Source organism: Labrenzia sp. THAF187b (assembly GCF_009363375.1).
Taxonomy (GTDB): domain Bacteria; phylum Pseudomonadota; class Alphaproteobacteria; order Rhizobiales; family Stappiaceae; genus Roseibium; species Roseibium algicola.
The window spans coordinates 3,131,024-3,152,038 of the sequence record NZ_CP045344.1; the positions used below are offsets into that span (position 1 = coordinate 3,131,024).

Annotated in this window: 22 protein-coding genes; 10 read left to right on the plus strand and 12 right to left on the minus strand. The window is 58.5% G+C overall.

Annotation, left to right across the window (positions count from 1 at the left end; translation table 11 throughout):
• Window positions 1–52: 52 nt before the first annotated feature.
• From FIV03_RS14295 to FIV03_RS14305, 3 genes are read right to left on the minus strand one after another with little or no spacing between them, the layout of a single operon-like run.
• The gene (locus FIV03_RS14295; RefSeq protein WP_152510015.1) at window positions 53–835 is read right to left on the minus strand and encodes a carnitinyl-CoA dehydratase; all 783 of its coding nucleotides are present in this window, start codon (window positions 833–835) and stop codon (window positions 53–55) included.
• Window positions 835–2,862, minus strand: a complete 2,028-nt coding sequence (locus FIV03_RS14300; protein WP_152510016.1) for an acetate--CoA ligase family protein — start codon at window positions 2,860–2,862, stop codon at window positions 835–837. Before FIV03_RS14300 ends, FIV03_RS14295 begins: the two co-directional genes overlap by 1 nt.
• A 3-nt stretch (window positions 2,863–2,865) precedes the next feature.
• Window positions 2,866–4,026, minus strand: a complete 1,161-nt coding sequence (locus FIV03_RS14305) for an acyl-CoA dehydrogenase family protein (RefSeq protein ID WP_023000392.1) — start codon at window positions 4,024–4,026, stop codon at window positions 2,866–2,868.
• Window positions 4,027–4,103: 77 nt separating this feature from the next.
• Here FIV03_RS14305 and FIV03_RS14310 point away from each other — a divergent pair, with 77 nt between their 5' ends.
• Window positions 4,104–5,051: a helix-turn-helix domain-containing protein gene (locus FIV03_RS14310; protein ID WP_152510017.1), complete on the plus strand. Its 948-nt coding sequence runs from the start codon at window positions 4,104–4,106 to the stop codon at window positions 5,049–5,051.
• Between the two features lie 67 nt (window positions 5,052–5,118).
• On the opposite strand, the gene FIV03_RS14315 is transcribed toward FIV03_RS14310, so the two are convergent.
• Window positions 5,119–5,481, minus strand: a complete 363-nt coding sequence (locus FIV03_RS14315; protein WP_152510018.1) for a hypothetical protein — start codon at window positions 5,479–5,481, stop codon at window positions 5,119–5,121.
• Window positions 5,482–5,855: 374 nt separating this feature from the next.
• Between FIV03_RS14315 and FIV03_RS14320 the strand changes: the two genes are divergently transcribed.
• Window positions 5,856–6,335, plus strand: coding sequence for a sigma-70 family RNA polymerase sigma factor (locus FIV03_RS14320; protein WP_152510019.1), 480 nt, complete (start codon window positions 5,856–5,858; stop codon window positions 6,333–6,335).
• Between the two features lie 15 nt (window positions 6,336–6,350).
• Here the strand turns inward: FIV03_RS14320 and FIV03_RS14325 are convergent, their stop codons facing one another.
• On the minus strand, window positions 6,351–7,253 hold the full coding sequence (locus FIV03_RS14325; RefSeq protein WP_152510020.1) for a LysR family transcriptional regulator: 903 nt from the start codon (window positions 7,251–7,253) through the stop codon (window positions 6,351–6,353).
• 88 nt (window positions 7,254–7,341) lie between these two features.
• Here FIV03_RS14325 and FIV03_RS14330 point away from each other — a divergent pair, with 88 nt between their 5' ends.
• A complete protein-coding gene (locus tag FIV03_RS14330; protein WP_152510021.1) occupies window positions 7,342–7,911 on the plus strand; it encodes an NAD(P)H-dependent oxidoreductase in 570 nt (189 codons plus the stop codon).
• Window positions 7,908–8,342, plus strand: a complete 435-nt coding sequence (locus tag FIV03_RS14335) for a DUF6220 domain-containing protein (protein ID WP_286202189.1) — start codon at window positions 7,908–7,910, stop codon at window positions 8,340–8,342. Before FIV03_RS14330 ends, FIV03_RS14335 begins: the two co-directional genes overlap by 4 nt.
• Window positions 8,343–8,467: 125 nt before the next feature.
• Here the strand turns inward: FIV03_RS14335 and FIV03_RS14340 are convergent, their stop codons facing one another.
• Both FIV03_RS14340 and FIV03_RS14345 read right to left on the minus strand, forming a co-directional pair.
• Window positions 8,468–8,791, minus strand: a complete 324-nt coding sequence (locus tag FIV03_RS14340) for a hypothetical protein (RefSeq protein WP_152510022.1) — start codon at window positions 8,789–8,791, stop codon at window positions 8,468–8,470.
• Window positions 8,792–9,005: 214 nt separating this feature from the next.
• Window positions 9,006–9,734: a S24 family peptidase gene (locus FIV03_RS14345; protein WP_173013847.1), complete on the minus strand. Its 729-nt coding sequence runs from the start codon at window positions 9,732–9,734 to the stop codon at window positions 9,006–9,008.
• Window positions 9,735–9,912: 178 nt separating this feature from the next.
• Here FIV03_RS14345 and FIV03_RS14350 point away from each other — a divergent pair, with 178 nt between their 5' ends.
• From FIV03_RS14350 to FIV03_RS14365, 5 genes are all read left to right on the plus strand, one after another.
• A complete protein-coding gene (locus FIV03_RS14350) occupies window positions 9,913–10,260 on the plus strand; it encodes a hypothetical protein (RefSeq protein WP_152510024.1) in 348 nt (115 codons plus the stop codon).
• Window positions 10,260–10,676, plus strand: coding sequence for a hypothetical protein (locus tag FIV03_RS14355; RefSeq protein WP_152510025.1), 417 nt, complete (start codon window positions 10,260–10,262; stop codon window positions 10,674–10,676). The genes FIV03_RS14350 and FIV03_RS14355 overlap by 1 nt, the downstream gene beginning before the upstream one ends.
• A gap of 155 nt (window positions 10,677–10,831) precedes the next feature.
• Window positions 10,832–10,996 (plus strand): hypothetical protein, encoded by a 165-nt coding sequence (locus FIV03_RS31595; protein WP_023000400.1) that lies wholly within the window; start codon window positions 10,832–10,834, stop codon window positions 10,994–10,996.
• A gap of 86 nt (window positions 10,997–11,082) precedes the next feature.
• Entirely contained in the window at window positions 11,083–11,466 is a 384-nt protein-coding gene (locus FIV03_RS14360; protein ID WP_075282637.1) for a DUF6362 family protein, read from the plus strand.
• 265 nt (window positions 11,467–11,731) lie between these two features.
• Window positions 11,732–12,025 carry a hypothetical protein gene (locus tag FIV03_RS14365; protein ID WP_031269092.1) on the plus strand — a complete coding sequence of 98 codons (294 nt, stop codon included), beginning with the start codon at window positions 11,732–11,734 and terminating at the stop codon, window positions 12,023–12,025.
• Between the two features lie 57 nt (window positions 12,026–12,082).
• Here the strand turns inward: FIV03_RS14365 and FIV03_RS14370 are convergent, their stop codons facing one another.
• From FIV03_RS14370 to FIV03_RS14390, 5 genes are all read right to left on the minus strand, one after another.
• Window positions 12,083–12,631: a GNAT family N-acetyltransferase gene (locus tag FIV03_RS14370; RefSeq protein WP_286202190.1), complete on the minus strand. Its 549-nt coding sequence runs from the start codon at window positions 12,629–12,631 to the stop codon at window positions 12,083–12,085.
• Window positions 12,628–13,851 (minus strand): hypothetical protein, encoded by a 1,224-nt coding sequence (locus FIV03_RS14375; protein ID WP_152510026.1) that lies wholly within the window; start codon window positions 13,849–13,851, stop codon window positions 12,628–12,630. The genes FIV03_RS14370 and FIV03_RS14375 overlap by 4 nt, the downstream gene beginning before the upstream one ends.
• Before the next feature lie 64 nt (window positions 13,852–13,915).
• On the minus strand, window positions 13,916–14,443 hold the full coding sequence (locus FIV03_RS14380) for a tail fiber protein (protein WP_152510027.1): 528 nt from the start codon (window positions 14,441–14,443) through the stop codon (window positions 13,916–13,918).
• Between the two features lie 10 nt (window positions 14,444–14,453).
• On the minus strand, window positions 14,454–14,972 hold the full coding sequence (locus FIV03_RS14385; protein WP_152510028.1) for a tail fiber protein: 519 nt from the start codon (window positions 14,970–14,972) through the stop codon (window positions 14,454–14,456).
• Between the two features lie 18 nt (window positions 14,973–14,990).
• Window positions 14,991–15,503: a tail fiber protein gene (locus tag FIV03_RS14390; protein ID WP_152510029.1), complete on the minus strand. Its 513-nt coding sequence runs from the start codon at window positions 15,501–15,503 to the stop codon at window positions 14,991–14,993.
• A 627-nt stretch (window positions 15,504–16,130) separates the two neighbouring features.
• Between FIV03_RS14390 and FIV03_RS14395 the strand changes: the two genes are divergently transcribed.
• A complete protein-coding gene (locus FIV03_RS14395; RefSeq protein WP_173013848.1) occupies window positions 16,131–20,996 on the plus strand; it encodes a choice-of-anchor D domain-containing protein in 4,866 nt (1,621 codons plus the stop codon).
• Window positions 20,997–21,015: the final 19 nt, after the last annotated feature.

Genomic DNA, 21,015 nt, shown 5'->3' on the forward strand with positions numbered 1-21,015 from the left:
GTTTTTAACGTGTCAGGTCATCTTGTTGGCGTTCATGCCGAAGCTGGATGATCTAGCGGCCCTTCCAGACCGGGTCTCGCTTTTCGGCAAAGGCGCGGGCGCCTTCCTTCTGGTCTTCAGAGCGATAGAGCTTTTCGACCGTTTCGAACTGGCTTCCGGTGATGCGGTTGAGCGCGTCCTGGAATTTCATGTCTTCTGCCTCGCGCACGATTTCCTTCAGCGCCGCATAGACAAGCGGAGGACCGGAAGCGAGCAGCTCGGCCAGTTTCCAGGCTTCCGCCATCAGGTCCTTTCCAGGATAGATGTGGTTGATCAGGCCCCAGCGGGCGGCTTCCTCTGCTTCGATCCATCGGCCTGTCAGCAGCATTTCCATGGCGATGTGATAGGGAATGCGCTTCGGCAGCTTGATGCTGGCGGCATCGGCCACGGTGCCTGAGCGGATTTCCGGCAGGGCGAAGGAGGCGTGCTCCGCCGCCAGGATAATATCGGCAGACAGGGCAAGCTCGAGCCCGCCGCCACAGCAAATGCCGTTGACGGCAGCTATGACCGGCTTGTTCAGGCCGCGCAGTTCCTGCAGGCCGCCGAAGCCGCCCTTGCCGTAATCTCCATCGACGGCATCGCCTCCGGCGGCCGCCTTCAGGTCCCAGCCGGGGCAGAAGAATTTTTCCCCGGCACCGGTCACGATGGCAACACGCAGGTCCGGATCGTCCCGGAAGTCGGTGAAGACGTCTCCCATGATCCGGCTGGTCATCAGGTCAATGGCGTTGGCCTTTGGCCGGTCGAGCGTGACAGCCAGTATGTGGCCGCGTCTTTCGGTCTTGATGGGGCTTTCCATCAGTTCCCTCCCATTCTTACCAGTGCATCGGCGGCGACGGCATAGTCCGCACCGCAGAGCAACGGGTTGATTTCTACTTCTTCGACCGGTGCCGACAGAACAAAGCTCTGTACTGCCTGCACAGCTTCAACAATCGCTTCCAGATCGCAAGGCGGCTTGCCGCGATATCCGCTCAGGACACGGCCGATCTTCAGATTTTCAAGGGCCTTCTTGATCTCGTCCTCGCCTGCCGGAACGATCAGCGAAGTGCTGTCTTCCAGAAGTTCGGTCAGGATGCCGCCTGCTGCGAGCGTCAGGACGTAGCCGTGAGCCGGATCCCGCACAATGCCGACAAGCAGTTCGCCAAGGCTGGCAATGATCATCTCTTCCACCAGAAACGACGAGGTCGGCATCCCGCTTGCGGCGGAGTGAACCTCGCAAGCCGATTGCAGATTGAGCGCGACTGCTCCGGCTTCGGTCTTGTGGGCAATGCCGGTGCCCTTCAGCACCACCGGGTATCCGATGTCTTCGGCAGCCTGGGCAGCCGCTTCCGGTCCATCTGCAAAAGTGCTCGCGGGAACCTTGAGGCCATGCTTTTTCAGCAAGGCTTTTGCCTCGTGCTCGGAAAGAAGGCGGGGATCAGCGACAGGCTGTGGAACCCGGATCGGTTCCGGCGAAAGTGGTCTTGCCAGAAAGGCAGCCGCCTCAATGGCCGTCAGTGCATCGTCCAGCCCGCAGAGAGGCACGAGACCACGCTTCATCAAATCGGCTGCAAAGGTTTCCGGCATGGTTTCGGGGAGCGAACTCAGGATCGCCATCGGTTTGCCGGAAGCTTTCATCGCCGCTTCCACCGGCTCGATCACCTTCAACCAGTCTTCCGGGTTACAGCGATCCATTCTCGGAATATCGAGAATGACGATGCCAAGGGCGATGTCCGCCTGCATCATGGCAGTGTAGCACCGGGTCATGGCCTCGCCGTCACCCCAGATGTAGGTGTGGTAGTCGAGTGGATTGGCGAGAGCGACCTTGGGGCCGAGGGCTTCTGACAGCGCGGTTCTTTGCGCGGGAACGAGTGGCGGGAAAGTGATCCGGCGGCCGACGGCGGTGTCGGCAATCAGGCTGGCTTCACCACCCGAGCAGGACATGGACACGATGTTGGTGCTCGGCAAGGGGCCTGCGACGTGGACCAGCTTCAGGGTTTCCAGAAGGGCCGTCAGGCTGCCGACCCGGGCAATGCCCAGCCGGTTGAAGAGCGCGTCGGACCCAGCCGTGCTACCGGCAAGGGCGGCCGTATGGGAGACAGTTGCCGCTTGGGCTGCCTCGGATCTGCCGACCTTGACGGCCACAACCGGCTTGCCGAGTGCGTGCGCCTTGCGCGCGAAACCTTCAAAGGCTGCAAGATCGTCGAGCCCTTCGATGTGCAGACCGATGGCAGTGACCCGGTCATCGTCCAGGAGGGCGCTGCCAATGGCGGACAGGCCCGTCTGGGCCTGGTTGCCGGCGGTCATCAGATAGGCAATCGGCAGGCCGCGTGTCTGCATGGTCAAGTTCAGCGCGATGTTGGACGATTGCGCGATGATCGCAACGCCGCGGTCGACCGGGGTCAGGCCATGCTGATCCGGCCACAGGGCCGCGCCGTCGAGCGCGTTGAGAAAGCCATAGCAGTTGGGGCCGAGGATCGGCATCTCGCCTGCCGCCTCGATCAGGGCGGCCTGAAGATCCGCGCCGTCGGCAAGCTCCCGAATTGCTTCGCTGAAACCGGAGGCAAAGCAGATGGCGCCACCGGCACCGAGGCGTGCGAGCGAGCGGACAATCTCGACCGTCACGTACCGGTTGACGCCGATAAAGACCGCGTCGGGGGCGGTGGGAAGATCTTCCACGGTGGCATAGGCCCTGCAGCCGTCGATCTCTTCACGGCTTGGGTGGATCGGCCAGAGATCACCCTCAAAACCGGCCTTGCGGCATTCCCTGAGCACGTTCCGGCACCAGGAACCGCCACCGATAACAGCGACCGTGCGTGGCCGGAGCAAGCGTTCGAGTGAGCGCATGGATCAGGCTCCGAGCGGGCGGAAGATGTCGCGGCTGATGATGTGGCGCTGGATCTCGCTGGTGCCATCCCAGATCCGTTCCACGCGGGCGTCGCGCCAGAAGCGTTCGATGGGGAAGTCGTCCATCAGACCCATGCCACCGAAGATCTGCAGCGTCGTGTCGGTGACGCGCGCCAGCATTTCGGTCGCGTAAACCTTGGCACTCGCAATCTCGCGGTTGGCGGGCAACCCCTGGTCGAGACGCCAGGCTCCGGCAAGCGTCAGCCAGTCGGCAGCATCGATTTCGGTGATCATGTCGGCGACCTGGAAGCTGACGCCCTGGAACTTGGCGATCGCCTGGCCGAACTGCTTGCGCTCGGCGGCATAGTTCACCGCATAGTCGAAACAGCGGCGGGCGCGGCCAACGCTCATGGTGGCAACCGTCAGGCGGGTGGCATAAAGCCATTCGTTCATCACCTCGAAGCCACCGTCGACCTCACCAAGGACCTGGCTGTCCGGCAGGCGGCAATTGTCGAAGTAAAGAATACAGTTCTTGTAGCCCCGGTGGCTGACGGAGCGATAGCCGTCACGCACCTCGAAGCCGGGTGTGCCCCGGTCGACCAGAAAACAGGTGATGCGCTTCTTGGGGCCTTTTGGTGTTTCGTCAACGCCGGTCGCCACAAACACGATGAAGAAATCCGCGTGTTCGGCGCCGGAGATGAAATGCTTGGAGCCGGAGACCACCCAGTCGCCGCCGTCGCGCACTGCCTGGCATTTCATGCCGCGCACATCCGAGCCGGCGTCGGGTTCTGTCATGGCCAGCGCATCCATCTTCTCGCCGCGCACGGCCGGCAGAAGGTAGCGCTCGATCTGCTCGCCCTTGCAGGCCATCAGGATGTTCTGGGGGCGACCGAAAAAGTGGTTCAGCGCCATCGATCCGCGCCCCAGTTCCCGTTCCACCAGGGTGAAATCAAGATGGCTGAGGCCCGCGCCGCCCACTTCTTCCGGGAAGTTACAGGCGTAGAAGCCGAGATCGATACATTTGCGCTTGATCTCCTCGCCGAGTTCGGCGGGAACCTGGCCCGTCTTCTCGACAAGTTCTTCATGCGGGTAAATCTCGTTTTCAACGAAGGACCGGACCGTGGAGACGATCATCTCCTGTTCTTCGCTCAGCCCAAAATGCATCGGAATCTCCTCTTGCCTCAGGCCGACGAGAGTGAGACAAACGGGCTTGCCCCATTGTGCAATTTTGGTTTGAAATCATGCCGATTTCACAAAAATCGAATTCGGTTCGAAAAATCTGCGTGCTGTTGTTCGAAAGCTTTTCGAACCACTGCCTGGCGAATGCGATCGAGCCGTTCCGGGCAGCGAATACGATCGCCCGAAAGCAGCTCTATTCCTGGCAGCATGTGAGCCTTGCCGGAGGGACCGTCACGTCATCCAGCGGTCTGCCGGTGGCGACGTCTGCCTGGTCGGAGGCAAAGCCTGGTGGCGATTATCTCTTTATCATGCCGAGCTACGGTTTCGAGGCCTTTGCAGGTCCGTCAACCGTGCGCGCCTTGAAGGCCGCAAGGCAACGGTTCGGCACGTTGGTCGGCATGGATACCGGCGCATGGCTGTTGGCGGCCGCCGGTTTGCTGGAGGGACGCAAGGCAACGATCCACTGGGATGAACTGACGGGATTTGCCGAAAGATTTCCGGATGTCGATGCAGTGGAGGACCGTTTTGTGCTTGATGGCAACATCTGTACCTGCGGCGGGGCGTCGACAACGTTCGAACTGGCGCTGGAACTGATCAAGCGGCATCATAGCCCGATGTTCGCGCTCGAGGTGGCGGCCCTGTTCATGTATGGCGACAAGCTGGACATGCACGATCCGCACAAGCGTTTGTCGGCGGATGCCCTGGTGCGCAGCGCGACTGCGCTGATGCGGAGAACCATCGAGGCACCGATGCCGATTGAAAATCTTGCCCGGCAGCTGAAGGTGGACCAGCGTACCCTTGAGCACCGGTTCCAGCGGGAAATGTCGATGACGCCACTGGGGGTCTACAAGGCGATCCGCCTGCGCGAGGCGCGCCGGCTTGTGGAATTGACCATGCTGGGGATTGCGGAAATTGCAGAGCGTTGCGGCTATCGCAACGCGAGTGCAATGACCCGAGCCTACCGGCAGGAATTCGGCCAGTCGCCACGTGAGCACCGGCGAAGCAGATAGTCCCGGCCGATAAACGAGAAAGGCCGCGCTAAACGCGCGGCCCTTTCTTGGAAGGTTTGAAAAGTCCTTACTTGTGCGGGAAACCGGCTTTTGCGGTACCGTTCCAGTCGCCCTGGAAAGGCAGGATATGCAGCGGCTTCTTCGCCCTGGCACCATGTGCCCTTGCATCGGCAACCTGCTGCTGGGCAATTGTCAGCCGTTCTTCGCCATTGTAACTGCCGACAACCGGCAGGATCAGCAGATTGCCACTGCGCGCTTCAGCCAGAGCCTTTGCATTGACGGTCTGCTGGATGCGGACGGAAACAGGCTTGTCGCCATTGAGATCGCCGCGGGTGTCGTCCGGGTCGATGGCGAAGGCGTTGCCGGCCAGCGCACCGGATACAAAGGCTGCGGTCAGCAGGGTCGACAGAATTTTCTTGGAAGTACGCATGATCTTGCTCCATGTGTCTGTTTAAACTCATGAATGACTGCAGAGCCCTGTTTGCTCCGCAGGCTGTTCATGCCGGGAACAACGACACGAATGCTGATCGGTTGCGGCGGTGGCGGTAATAACATCAACACAAAAACATGAGGCCCTGTGAGAGAGGCCAGGCCTTGCGAGGCGCGTGTTTCCACACCACGCACGCGTTCATCAAAGTCATTCGGCAAGCGGTGCCCGGGTCACCGACCCGTGAAAGGCGCGGGAGCCGGAGAGGCCGTTTTGTATCTGTTTTTCAAACCGCGATGACAAGGTCTTGAGCGCGCTTCTGCCAACACCGTCACGTCTTACATCTCGTCCAGAAACAGCAGAACAGGAATGTCACGATGGCCTGCACCAAGGACGACTTCACCAGAGACCTTCAGAGCGAAATCCCGCATTTGCGCAGATACGCCCGTTCTCTTACGCGAAACCCTGAAGCCGGTGATGATCTGATGCAGACGTCGCTGGAAAAGGCGCTGCGGCATCACGCCAGCTTCCACTGCGGTACGCAACTGCGCCGCTGGCTGTTCACGATTGCCCGTAATGCCTATCGCGACGAACGCAAATGGCTTGCCCGGCGCGGTGACCACCTGCCCATCGAGGACTGGCTTCAGGAAACCCAGGCAGCGCCCGCTCAGGAAAAGCATCTGGAGCTGGAAGACGTTGCCAGGGGCATCGCCGGACTTCGACCGGAAGACAGGGATGCTCTCGAATTGCGGGTGTTTTCGGGCCTGTCCACCGGGCAAATTGCCAAGCAGACGGGTGTGGCCGTCGGGACAGTGAAAAGCCGGCTCTCCAGGGCGCGGCAGACATTGTCCGTGTAGGGCAAGCCGCTCCGTTTAGTTGGCGGAAGCATCGCCCAAAAGATCGACAAGAAGCTTTGCGACATGCTGCAAGCCGGTGTCGTTGGCGCGACGCCGGTGCCAGGCCAGGTGCAGGGGAAACCCTGAAACGGGGATCGGTGGCGCGAACGAGATCAGATCGCCTGCGAAGGGAAGAATGCGTGAGGGTAGCATGGCAATCATGTCCGATCCGCGCAGGAGATCGGGCACCATCTGGAAAGATGGCACCACTAGACCTACCCGGCGCGTGCGACCAATGCGCGCCAGCTCGCCGTCGAGCGGTGTCCTGATGTCTCCCTTGCCGGAGACAAGTACATGCGGAAAAGCCAACCAGCTATCGAGATCGAAGTTGCTTGCCGCAGGATGTTCCTGTCGCATCGCAACGCGGTAACTTTCATCAAAAAGCTCTTCCCGGTGGAGCTCTTCATCCTCTCCTGGAAACACCGAGACCGCGATATCGGTGTTTCCATCGAGAAGGGCGGTCCGTGCCGCCGGAGCACCACGCCAGGGCTGGAGGACCAGATCGATACCAGGTGCGGTTGCCTGAAGCTGCCTTTGCAGTGAGCCGATGACATAGAGCGCCGGAAAGTCGGTCATGATTATGCGCAAGGTCTGGCGTATGTCCTTCAGCGGAATGGTCTTCGGTGTCAGGAGGTCATCTACTCCTGCCAACAACGACTTTAACGGCGCGCGCATGGACACCGCCTTTGGGGTCAGGCGCATGGTGCCGTGCCCGCGCTCCAGCAGCTCGTCCGCGAACAGGTGCCGGCAGCGCTGCAAGGCAGCAGACATGGCTGGTTGGGACAGACCTATCCGGCTGGCAGCGCGGCTGACGTGTGCTTCGTCCAGCAGCGCATCAAGAGCGACAAGGAGGTTGAGATCGACAGAACGTAAATTCATGAAATCAATAATATCATAGATCAATTATCGATTGGATCGATTTTCGTTCCTCTCTCATTGTCCGTTGGGTTCAACAAGAGGAAAGAAAATGGGCAAGACACTCGTACTTCTGTTTCATCCGAACATGAAACGCTCCAGGGCAAATGCGGCTCTGGCGTCAGCAGCGGCCGACCTCGATGACGTTGATGTTGTTGATATGCAAGCCGTTTTTCCGCAGGGGCTGGATCTCTTTCGTGACGCTGAAGGAGAAGCGGCCCGGCTTCTGGAGGCGGAGCGGATCGTTCTGCAGTTTCCCGTGCAGTGGTATTCCACTCCGCCGCTTCTGAAAGCCTGGGAGGACGCAGTTCTGACGCGGATGTTCTACATCGCCTATGAGGAAGAGGGACTGAGACTGGAAGGCAGGCCATTTATGCTTGCGGCGACCGCAGGCAACGTTCGGGAGGCCTACCAGCCGGGTGGTGCCAATCTCTTTTCCATGGACAGCCTGTTCGCACCGTTGAAGGCGACCGCGCATCGCTGCGGTCTGGTTTGGTACGAGCCCTTTTTACTCTACAGGGCCGACAAGCTTGGGCCTGACGAATTGAAGCAAGCTGGAGCCGATTATGCCCGCGCGTTGTCGACCTGGATCGAGAAGACCCCGGCAAGGGAGGCCGCGTGAAACGGATCATGGCTTACAAGAGATTTGATAGCCTCAAAAGCAGCGTCCCCTGGTGGTATTCCATCAGCGCACGTGCCTTGCCGTGCGGGATTCTCTTCCAGTTCCTGACGGCGGGGCTGTCTTTGTTTCGCGATGACAGCCTGTGGGCCTTGCATGAAGTTTCGGGTCTCATCCTGGCGGTGTTTCCCGGTATTCTGCTTGGAGGGAGCCTGTTGGTATCCCGGCTCGGGCGCTTTGGCTGGTGGGCGAGCCTGACAGGCTTGCTTTACCTGTTTCAGATCGCGCTTTCGGCCGGTGCCGAGCCGGAGTTGATCGCGTATCATCCCTTCAATGGGGCACTGTTGCTGACGGCCAGCCTGATCCTTCTGATGAAGGTTGAACGGCGTTTGGGGAAGGCAGCTTCCGGACAATCCATCAAAGACCCCGTCTGAATAATCGCTCTCCGTCTTTTTGGCCGGTTGCCTTGAACACCCGACTAAGGAGTTCTTTCACGTGTCTGCTATCTGTCAGGCTTAAAAATGGCTGCTTATCTCGCCCTTGTGAGGCAGACCAAACCTCAGGCCGCAACCCTGGCGGTGACACCGGCAAGCCGGGCGGTCAGACGTTCGGTTCGATAGTCCGACCAGTTTTCCGCGGTTTCCTCCTCGTCTTCCCCGATCTCGGGGAAGGCGGCGGACAGGACCGCGCTGGTGATGTCGTTGCACCAGCCTTCCGCGGGATTGTATTCCAGAACCGCCTGAACCTTCTCGAGTTGCCCGGCCTGAAGATCCTCGATGATCCTGTGCAGGCTCATGTCTGCCAGATCGGTTTCCGGTGTGTAGAAGCAGTTTTCGAGTTCGCAAATCACTGAATAGAACGACATGTCGAGGTTCAAAGCCAAAAAAGCCTCCATCTAAAATACGTTGAAAGTGTATACGCAATTTGCGTACATGTCAATTCTTCTTCAACCGGCTATATGACAAAAGCGTATGACTGCCCTGAAGTGTTGGCGCCGCGTCCAGACGTGATCGGTCGCGGTGGTCCGGTCACGCGAAATGCGCGAGGGGGCGGGCCGTGTTCCGGCCTGAGAAGAAGTGGAGGCAGGGGCGGCGGTGCTAGACGACCTGCCGGATGACGCTCAATACCTTGGCTATGATGCGGACTTCCGTTGCCTCTTCATCGTGCTCGTTGAAGATGACCGGCTCCTGAAAGCGCGGATCATTGGATTCCGGTTGCAGTTCTATCTGGCCGTTCCGGCGGATGATCCGCTTGGCAGTGCGTTCGATGGTATGGCCGCCGTCTCTGGTCCGCTCCACGACGGCAAGGTCTCCCGACTTGATCTCAATGCCTGCTTCCAGGTAGTCGACGCACAGGATCAAATCGCCACTCCAGGCAATCCGGTTGAGGCTTTCGCCGTTGATTTGCAAAAGATATTGGCTTTCGCTCGGAAAGCGAAGGTCTCCCGCGAAACTGGTTTTCTTGGTGGCATCCGTCTCGAACAATCCGGACTCCATCCAGAGGCCGGCAGCCACCTGGCCTTTGACCTCCAGAGGCGTGGCGGCTCTTGACGGTGCACTGGAGGCATCCAGATCGGTGATGGAATCGGGGGCGAGCGCAAGAATATCTTCCCGGGTGATCGGTTGCTCGCCCTTGCCCAGGAGGACAGGAAGAAGCTTCGCCACGAAATCCGACGGCAGTGCAGGTTTCAGGTAGTCGGCGCTGAAGTAGCGCTGGATGGAAGAGGCATTCTGATAACCCATGGCCCGTGCGATGGCGCGGATCGACAGGCCACTGCGGTCCTTCAGTTCCACAAGCTGGCGGGAGACTGCAGATTGTTCGTCCATATCCATAATTCGGTCACCAGGTCACGTAAGATGCATACGTATTAGCAGTAAAAACGTACGGAGTCCAGTTGATATGTGTACGCATTAAGCGTACGAAATTTGAGTCATCAAGTGAATGCGTGGGAGTGACGATGGAAGTTCAGACAATCCTTCGACAAATGGCAGAGGAGACCGGCCGATGAGGGACCTGAAGGACGAAATTGAGGAAGCGCAGGCAAAGGTCGCGCATCTGAGGATCAGGGCGGAAAGACCGAGTGCCCGCCTGGAAGACGAGTTCGCGCTGGAAAAGGCGCGCAACAGGTTGCTGACTCTGGAGTTGCGGAACCTGAAGCAGGGCAGGGAAGTGCGCGGCAGTTCCAGCCCGAAGGGCAATCCGGGTGTTGTCGGGAGCAGACAGCACATGAGGCAAGCACCTTTCGCAAAAAGAACAAATAGCGAACATTTGCCGCGTACGGCCAGGGAAAAGGCAGAAGCGGCTTTTGCAGCGGTGCAAGGTATCGCTGTGGAAAAGAAAGGTCGGGTCTGATGGCTTCGGGAGGACTGGTCGACAGGATCGCTGCCGAGTATGGCGTTCATTTCATCAGCCACACCAGACGGGTGCATGGGCGGCACCAGTCGAAGGCTCGCAGAACTTGCCAGACCCTGCTGACGAAACACGGGGCGGAACATCTGCGCCTCGTCTTCGGTCTGATCAACACCGCGGAGAACCGGGGGAACTGGTCAGCGCCATGCTTTACTGCCGTTTCCTGGCTTGTCCTGAACAAGCCGGACTGGGTGGAACGGCGAGGTTTTCTGGACCAGTTCGACAGGATCGATCTGGAGGCGTTGCTTGGCAGTGCAAGGCAAATAAACCCGTCCGCTCCCACCCTTACGCTCGCTGTTCTGCTCTCTTACGAACTTGACAAACTCCTGGAAACGGGCCGGGAGGGGATCGCTGCATGAGTACTATTGTCAGTTGGTGTCGGTTGATTACACTGCGGCCGTCAATCATCGGCTGTATTGAGTCGCTCAGGGATTGCACGCTTGGCTTGCCGCGCTCGCGGGAGCCGGCGCCAGACGGATCTTTCACCGGTATTTTGAGAGAGGGGGTTTTGAACATGAACGGTTACCTGACGAAGGCTCAGATTTTTGCCTTTGAACGCGGAGCGACCGCGTGCCGGGAAGGCAAGTCCCGTGAGGACAATCCTTATCCGCCCAAGGCCGATTACTTCGGTTTGTGGGAAGAGGGCTACCAGAAAGAGCGTGAGGGCCAGGGCAAATAATCGCCTCAGGCCTGCATCTTTGCTGCCGTGGGGCTGTTTGAGCGGCCGCGCGTTTCTGTGCCCACTACAGTTTCAAGAGAGACGATATGGAAACAAGCGTACCTGACCAGATCCTGGCCCGGTTGACGGAGGCTGTCGAAGTGATTGCGGTGACCGGCAAGGGTGACGGACCTCGAGCGGTCCTGGCCAGCTGGCCCGAATGCCAGGGCAAGATCGCCCGGCGCCGGCGGACCTACCCGCCCCGGGCGATCAGCCGGGCTGAAGAGGCGATCACCTGGTTCTCCCTGATCGAGGACCCGGATGCACGCCGCGCCCTGCAGTTCGAAGTGATGTGCAAGGCGGGCGGCGGCAAGTTCTCCCGGATCTGCGAAAAATATGGCTGGAAACGCTCGACGGTTACCAGCCGCAACAAGGCCGTTCTGCGCCGGCTGGCGAAAAGGCTTGGTGAGGAAAGCTCCGTCGATCACTGAACGGTTCGACGCCGGACCGGAGGCGGGCTGGTGCCTTGCTGATCCGGAAATCGGCTTTTGAAAGAAGATGTCATCCCTCCTGCGTTGCTCCAATGCAGGAGGAATGCACGACTTGAAAGAGGGGCTTCGCCCTTGTTCTCAAAAGGTTTGCAGCAGGTTTTGCAATCGCCCCTTTACGGTTGTCGGAAGTTTGAACTACAACTTTCCAATTGCTCGTCCCCCGCGTCGACGCCGGGACATTTGGACAGATGGTTTGGAGAAATTGATGACCGACTTGAAAACACTGACCCTTCACGACTTTGAAAAGCTGCTGGATCAGGTGTTCGAGGTCAGGTCGGTTCCGGCTGATATCCAGTTGTCGCTCGTGGAGGTCAAATTGATGGGCTCCGGCGAGCGGCAGGGAGGGGCTTTTTCCACGTTGTGGCAAGGTCCGCAGGAGCCATTGCTGGAGCAATCCATCTACAGGCTCTATCGGCCGGATTTCGGCGAGCAGGACGTGTTTCTGGTTCCGGTCGCGCAGAAGGAAGCCGGTATTCAGTATGAAGCCGTGTTCACCTGATCGCATACTGACTGACAGGCCGGTGGCCGCCGCAGTCTGATGGCCGGGCTCGGTTCTTCAGGTTTGGCAGGGGTGTTCCATGAGATCATAGACGCCCTTGTCTTCCCGCTTTTCGAAACCGAGGCGGTGATAGAGCCGCATGGCAGGATTTTCCTTTTCGACATGAATGGAAAGCGCTTTTCCAGCTTCTCGCGCCTCATCCATCAGATCCTGCAAGACGGCGCTGCCAAGGCCTTGTCCCTGTACTTCGGGTATCAAGGCGATGTCGATAATCCGGTGTTCGCGGGTCCAGCGTTCCAGGTAAAGCCTGCCAACAGGTCTGGCGTCTCGTTCTATCACCAGCCAGAGGGCGTCAGGATAATGCTCCTGATAATGTCGGTGCTGGGCTTCGAATTGCATTGCGATAAAGGCCTGCTTTTCGGCTTCCGTCCATGGAGTGCGCGCAAGCTCGGCCTCGCGCGTCGAACGGTATAGGCTTGCCAGGAACGGAAGATCACCCGAATGCAAGGCCCGGTAGGTGATGCCCCGGGCCGCCGCGCGTGCGCGCGGGGCCAGGGACATGGCTGTCTGCGGCATCGGCAGATCGATCGCAAATGCAGTCGTCATTCGGTGTTCGGCGTGACGTCCCGTGTCAGCGCGCTTACGGAAAGCGGTCCGCCCAGGGACGTCCAGGTCGCCGACCAGTGATCAAGCGATATCTGAGGCAGGTAGGAAGCCGTGCTTGACGCCGGATCGAGGGCGAAAAGGCTCAGGAGCGTATTGGCGTTCGGCTGAAGTTTGAGCGTGCTGCCGCCATCCACATGGGCGATGACCCGTGGAGCCGTCCAGGAGGTTTCCAGGGAACTGGTCTGGTAGCTTGCGTAGACCGGGCAGTCGGATCCGGAGCCAGTCAGCGCAACCAGATAAATTCCTCCGTTGGAGGAGTTGGAAGCGGCCATGCTGCCGACAGGCGCATCAAACGTTGCAAACAGTGCCCAGTCGGAGAAGTCGAGTGAACTGACTTCGTCCTGAGCTTTCATGTAAATATTTTTTCCGATGCGGGCAAAGATGTGAACGAGCGCATTGCCGTCAATGCAAAGGACAAGCTGTTCGAAGCCGGTCAGGCCGCCGCTGATATCTTGCCAACCTTCCCAGCCCTCCGGCAGAAGCGGCCTGTCGGTGGACTGGAAGTTCAGATAAGGCACGCCGTCCGAATTGATGCCGGTGAGAATGATGCGGCCATCGGCGTTCTGGGTTGCGGCGAGGCTCCGCAGCGCCCCGGCCATTTGTTGCCAGTCCGCCCAGGGCTGGCTCGGCGGAATTTCGACGGGTACCGTAACTTCAATTGGTGTCGTCGTGCCTGGCGGGACTACCGTGATGGTTTCCATCTGTACGGTGTTGTTGTTCTGGAAACGCCACCAGATGGCGTTGTCCGGCGCCGAACTTGTGACGAAAATGTTCTGCCGACCGGTGACGCCGTTGATCAGCAACGTATCATTGAAACCTGGAACACCGGCAGGTTTGCCGAGGTCAAGCGGGTCAGCAAAACGCTGTGGCGCGTTTTCGTCCCGGTTTTCCCGGATATAGGCCAGGTTTCCGGACCCGCTGTCTTCCGCAAGCAGGGCGACATAGCCTTCCTGGGTCACGGATGCGTTGAGCCGTTCGGTGGCAAAGCTTGAATTCGTTAGCTGAGTAAAGGAGGCGCTGAAAGCGCCGTTCTCAGACGCCTGATCCTTGTACTCAAGTGCTCCGTTCGGTGTGACTGCGGCAAAGAAAATCCGGAAATAGACCGGATCGGCCGTCACGTTCCCTTCAAATTCCTCGGGAACTGCTTCTTCGACTGACATGATGCGTTTCCTCTTGCTGATCTGAAGCCGGCGGCCTGGCCTGTCCGGCAACGTCCTGCATTGGTTAGCCGCGGGAGGGATAAAGCCCCTGGAGCGCAATAATGAAGTTCAGCGTCAGATACGGCTGAACATTGTCGTGTGACTGGCTGCCGCCGGTGGCGGACAGTGTTTCCATGGCCATGTCGACCTGGTTCGTCTGAGTGTCCGTGTGGTAAAGCGAATCCAGGCCGGAGCTGGAAAAGGAAGTCGATGACGAGGGGCCGGGAACGCCGCCGCTGCCGTTGGTTGCTCGTACCGTATGAGAATGTGAGGGGATCTGCGCTTCTGTCAGGGTGACGGTCGTAACACCAACCTTTTCCCCCAGTCTGCGGGACGTGAGGCCAGGGCCTCTGCCTGGATGCATCGGGGCGCGGCCCTGCAGATCCGGCAGACCCATGGTGCTGCGTCCATCGCCGCCGTAGGTCGTTCCAATAAGAGAGAACAACGCCGTGTTCTGGGAGATGGGAAGGAGCTGGCCGTCACAAAAGGCCCAGCTTCGAGGGGCGAAATTGCCCGCGAAAATTCGGATTTCAGCGATAAAGGGTTCCGACATGGTTCGCCTCCTAATGCCTGCTGGGGTAAACGCCGTAGAGCGCGATGATGAAATGCACGCATATTGTCGGCATCAGGTTCGTGTGCGACTGGGAGCCGCCAGTGTTTGAAATCATGTCTTGCGCCATGGAGATGTCCTGACTGGCATCGGCGTAGAAGCTCACGCCTGCGCCGGCTGCCGGAACATGCGTCGCCGGCGACGTCTGGTCGGCCAGGCCGGTGTTGGCATTGAAGCCGTGCGAGTGACTGGCAAGTTGGTTGCCCGTGAGCGTTTCCTTTTCCGAACCGCTCTTGGAGCCGAGCCGCCGCGGGCTGAGGCCGGGGCCGGTGCCCGCGTGCAGCGGAATTCGTCCGCGCATGTCCGGCAGACCGAATGTGGTTCGGCCATCTCCGCCGTAGATGGTTCCAAGGAGTGAAAACAGGGCGTCGTTCTGGGAAACTGCCAGCAGCTGACCGTCGCAGTAGGCCCAGCCGCGCGGTGCGAAATTACCTGCAAACATGCGGATTTCACCGACGAAAGGTTCAGACATTCTATGTCCTTTCGGAGATTAGTTGCGGGACGGAAACAGGCCTTGAAGGGCGATGCAGAAATTGAGCGTCAGGTAGGGCTGCATGTTGTTGTGCGCCTGCCCGCCACCTGCGTTGGTCACGGTTCCTGATCTCATCTGTGTCATCGTGCCAACTTCGTAAGGCCGATAGGCCTTGTCCGGTGCGATTTCGGAGCCAAACAGAGACATGTTGGGCGTTCTGCTGTTTCCGGCAGTGGCGACCGCTTTCACCGAATGGGAATGTTCCGGGATTTCCGCTGCCGTGAGCGTGACGGTTTCCGCTCCCCCCTTCTGGCCGAGCTGATATCCGGCGCCCTCGTGGATCGGCGTCCGGCTGCGCAGGTCGGGCAGGGCGAATGTCGTCCGCCCATCTCCGCCATAGGTCGTGCCCAGCAGCGAATAAAGCGACTGGTTCTGGTTGATCGGCAAAATCTGTCCGTCGGTAAAAGCCCAGCCACGTGGCGCGAAATTGAAGCCGACAATCCGTATTTCGGCGAGAAATGGTTCTGACATGTTTCCTCCCGTTGCTTCCGAAGGAAGTTTCGGTCTTGCAGATGTTGTCTGGATTTCCTGCTTTTGCGAATCACAGGTTGTATGAAAGAGAAATTGGACTCAAATTACACTACAACCTTCACATACATATATTTCAGAATGCAATTAGAAAATTCTGAAATCAGTTCCTGGATTGTTGAGTGTTCGTCACTGTAGATAGTGGTAAAGATCGCCAAATTTTGCAATTTTTAAGAGAATTATTCGCCCTAAAGAGGATAAAATTCAATTCTGACCAAATCTTTCAACCATAGTTAGAATTTGTCAGAATTGAATCCTTTTTCCTGACGCAGATGTGGTCAGTCAAAAATGTGATCGGATTTGCGCTTGAATTCTATTTAAGTTTGAGCGTAGTAGAATTTAAACCAAAGATTGTTTTAGTAAAAATCACGCCAAGGTTGTATTTGGCGGCTAACAAAAACCGGGCCTTCGAGCCTTGGCTCTTTCTTTTTGGGGTGCAGCGACAGTGGTTCGCTCTGTGGTGATTTGATGATTTGTGACGTATGGGGAGCCAGGCTCGGCAAAGCCGCGTGCGCAGGCGTCTGGTTGCGCTTTGTACAGCTGGCGTTTCTGATGCTTTTTCTGGGAGCCATGCCTGACGACGCGAGGGCGGCCTACACAGACTGTCCAAGCAATTCTGTCCCGCTCGATCCTCTCGTGTTGAACCTCACACTGGATGAATGCACGCGGGAAAGTGGCATTGGACCTACTACGGCGGACGACGACTGGATATTGATCCAGGATCAGGGTTCTGGAAGCAGTCTCACCAATTTCGATATCAACAACGGTCCAAACGACCCGGGGAATGTCCTCTCGTATTCCGTTACCAATGGAACGGATACCATCAACGTAACGTCGCCAGGTACTCAGACGATCGATTGTACCACGACATGCACAATCACCGGATCCTACGGTGCTACAGGCATTAATTTCACCTATCTTGATGCCGGTTCCAGCGGCGAAGTTACTCCACCGACGACGCCTCCAACATTCACCCAGGCATTCGCCCCCAGTACGATCGTGGCAAACGACACCTCGACCGTCACATTCACGATCAACAACTCTGCGAACGGTGTGGACGCGACATCTCTCGATTTCACCGACAACTTGCCTTCGGGAGTGACCGTGGCCTCTCCGTCGAACGCTGCCACGACGTGTACCGGTGGCACACTCACGGCTACCAGCGGATCGGGTGTAATCAGTTACACTGGCGGAACCGCCGCGGCGGGTGCGACTTGTACCGTCAGTGCCGATGTGACGTCTGCAAGTGACGGAAGTTACGTCAACACCACAGGTGATCTCACATCGTCGCTGGGAAATTCCGGGACGTCATCTGCCACGCTGACGGTCGCCTCTCCTGAAATCAACGTTCAGGGCAACGGGGTAAGCATCGTCAGTGGGGACACGACCCCTTCGGCGGCAGATGATACCGAATTCGGCAGCGTTTCTGTTTCAAGCGGTACAAACGCAAATACCTTCACAATCCAGAATACGGGTAATGGAACGCTCTCACTGACCAGTGTGACATCCTCTGACAACGCACAATTCGCGGTGTCGGGGACAACGGCCGGTTCGATACCGTCTTCGGGATCTGTAACCTTCACGGTCACCTTCGATCCGTCTGCGACGGGTTTGCAAACGTCAACGATTACGATCGTCTCGAGCGACGCGGACGAGAGTCCCTATACGTTCAGTGTTCAAGGAACAGGCATTACACCCGAGATCGACGTCCAGGGAAACGGTGTCAGTATTGCCAGCGGGGATACGTCTCCGAGTGCGGCGGACGATACCGACTTCGGGAGTGTTGCGGTTTCGAGCGGATCTGTGGCGAATACGTTCACCATCGAGAACACAGGAACCGACACGCTGACGCTTACAAGTGTAACGTCGTCGGACAACACCCAGTTCGCCATTTCCGGAACGACAAGCGGATCGATCGCATCTTCGGGGTCTTCGACCTTTACCGTCACTTTTGATCCCAACGCCGGTGGGAACCAGACTGCTACGATCACCATCGTTTCCGATGACATCGATGAAGGGACTTACACGTTCACGGTACAAGGGACTGGTATCGCGCCAGAGATCAACGTTCAGGGGAACGGGACAAGTATCGTCAGTGGCGATACGACGCCGTCCGCAGCGGATGATACCGACTTCGGCAACGTTTCGGTTGCGAGCGGATCCAACGCAAATACGTTCACGATCCAGAACACCGGAACAGATGCACTGACGCTGACGAGCGTGACATCTTCGGACAACACGCAATTCGCGATATCCGGCACGACCAGCGGCTCGATCGCCGCGTCGGGGTCTGTGACCTTCACGGTCACTTTTGATCCCAATGCCCTGGGAACGCAGTCGTCGACAATCACGATTGAATCCAACGATCCCGACGAAGGAACATACACCTTCACCGTGCAAGGCACGGGTGTGGCTCCGGAGATCAACGTCCAGGGGAACGGCACGAGTATCGCCAGTGGTGATACGACGCCGTCGGCTGCCGACGGCACCGACTTCGGCAGTGTTTCGGTTTCCAGCGGTACCAATGCGAATGTCTTCACGATCCAGAACACGGGTACGGACACGCTGACGCTGACGAGCGTGACATCCTCGGACAATACGCAATTTGCGGTGTCCGGCACGACGAGCGGTTCGATCGCAGCCCTGGGGTCTGTGACCTTCACGGTCACTTTTGATCCCAACGCGCTTGGAACCCAAACGTCGACAATCACGATTGTCTCCAACGATGCCGACGAGGGAACCTACACGTTCTCGGTACAGGGCACGGGAACGTCCACTCCGAGTTTCACGCAGTCCTTTGCTCCTGCGACTATTCTGTCAGGTGGAACCTCGACGGTTTCCTTCGTCATCAACAACTCCGCCAATGCGGTCGCGGCGACCTCGCTGGATTTCACTGACAATCTCCCCGCAGGATTGACAGTAGCCACGCCTGCAAACGCCTCAACCACCTGTACCGGGGGAACGATAACGGCGACGACAGGTTCTGGTGTGATTTCCTACACGGGAGGCACCGTTGCGGCCGGGGGCAGCTGTTCCTTGAGCGCGGACGTTACCGGCTCCACAGATGGTTCCTTCGCGAACACAACTGGAGACCTGACCTCCAGCCTTGGAAACTCCGGAACGTCTTCAAGCACTCTGACGGTTGCTACTCCCGAAATCGACGTGCAGCGTCCTGCAGGAAACTCTATTGCGGATAACGGAACGGATGCTCAGGGAACAGTAAACGTGGGAGACCAGCAAACACTGGTCTACACGATCGAAAACACGGGTACCGCGACGCTTACCCTGACCGGAACGCCAACCAGTGCCTCGGCAAGCAATGTTTCGGTCGATTCAATCTCCGCGCCAGGGCTCACAACGCTCGCGGGCGGCGCATCGACTACCTTCACTGTTCTCTACACGCCGAGTGCAATTGGCAATTTTTCGTTCGAACTCGATATTCTCAGCGATGACGCCGACGAACCCACGTATGACATCCTGGTGAGCGGTACCGCGATTGGCAGTCCGGAAATCGAGGTTACATCGTCGACAGGCAATGCCGTATCGGACGGGGGGACAGACACCGTTCCCGGAATTGTCATGCCGGGAACAACGTCGACCATCACTTACACGATCACGAACACCGGGTCGGCCGTCCTGAACCTCACAACTCCAACGGTTGGTGCGAATGTTACCGGCACAAGCAACGTCACAGTCAACAGCTTCACATTGAGTTCCAACACCGTAAGCAGCAGCGGCGGAACGGCGACGCTGGCTGTGGCCTATACGCCAACAGCGCCTGGAGCGTTCGGGTTCGACTTCAACTTCGCCAATGACGATGCGGACGAAAACCCCTTCAACGTATCGGTGAGCGGGACGGCAAGCGGGGCGGCGGCGGCGCTGTCGGTCGTGTCGGGGTCCGGACAAAGTTCCGAAGTCGGAACCCGGTTCGAGGCAGTTCTCGTCGCGAGAGCGACAGACGTCAACAACAACGCTGCTGCAGGTGTCAGTGTAACCTTCACTGCGCCGGCTGGTGGCGCGTCACTGACATTTGCGAGCACGGGCACCAACACGGAAACGGTGACCACGGCTGCGGACGGAACGGCGACCAGTTCCGCCATGACCGCAAACGCAGTTGCCTCGTCCTATAACGGTGGTGGTGGTCTCACGCCATATTCGGTGACCGCGAGTGCCACGGGGCTGAGCAGCGTCAGCTTCTCTCTCACCAATGACCGGGATGCATCGGCCGATATCCAGAAAACAAAGGAAGTGATTGCCTCCTTCGTGACAAGCCGGGCCAATGCGATCGTGTCCGGACAGCCTGACATCGTCTCGCGGTTGACCAGCGGCCCCTTTGGGCGGCAGCGTGGGCGCAACGGCTTCAATTTCGACGTTACACCCACCTCGCAGTCCGGAAACTTCCAGTTCTCCCTGCGAGCCTTTGCCAATTCTCTTCAACAAGGTGGTGGCACAGGAAACAGTGCGGCAATGGCAGGAGCCGGGAGCGGCGTTCGCGTGGCGAATGCCGAGCCCGAACGGTACGCGGTCTTCGACAATTTCACCTCCTCCGGCACGATGAGTTACACGGCCGTCGGTCAGCAGGTGATGCAGGATGATACCCTCGCGATCCTGAGCGGCACCAACGGAGATGCACCTTCAGGCGGCGAGGGCAGTGCCGAGTGGCAGTCGGGATGGGATTTCTGGGCCCAGGGAACGTATGCAATCACCGACAACAACAGCAGCAACAGCAAGACCGGGCTGTTTTTTGCCGGGGTCGACTATCGCTACAAGGACCGGGCCGTCCTGGGCTTGTTGGGGCAGCTCGACCTGACCGAGGAAAGAAACGGCGCCGCCGATACCTCCGCCGACGGCGTCGGCTGGATGGCTGGCCCTTATGCTGTTCTCCGGGTTCATCAGAATTTCTATCTGGATGGGCTGGCGACGTATGGCCAGTCCTACAACACCGTGAACGCGCTAGGGCTTTTCGAAGATGATTTCAGAACGCAGCGGTTTCTGTTGCAGGGCGGTTTGACAGGCGACTTCAAGCTCAGTGAAACGACCAGGGTCAGTCCATTTGCCCGCATCACCTATTACTACGAAGAACAGGAAAGCTACACGGACACATTGGGGCGGCTGATCCCGTCGCAGGATTTCGATCTGGGGCGGCTCGAGTTCGGACCCAAGGTCTCCTGGGACCTGCAGTTGAACGAGCTGCTGTTCTCGCCGTTCCTGTCTCTCTCCGGGATCTACGACTTCAACAAGTTGCAGGACGATACCCCGACGGATGCGACGCTTGCCTCTTCCGATGAAGATCTGCGGGCACGTGTGGAAGCTGGCGCGGGCCTGCTGGTGCCTGGCCGTAACATCCAGATTTCCGGAGAAGGCTTTTACGACGGGATCGGGACGTCCGACTTCCGCTCGTATGGTGCGACGCTTAACGTCACCATTCCGTTCTGATGTGATCAGATCAGCCTCC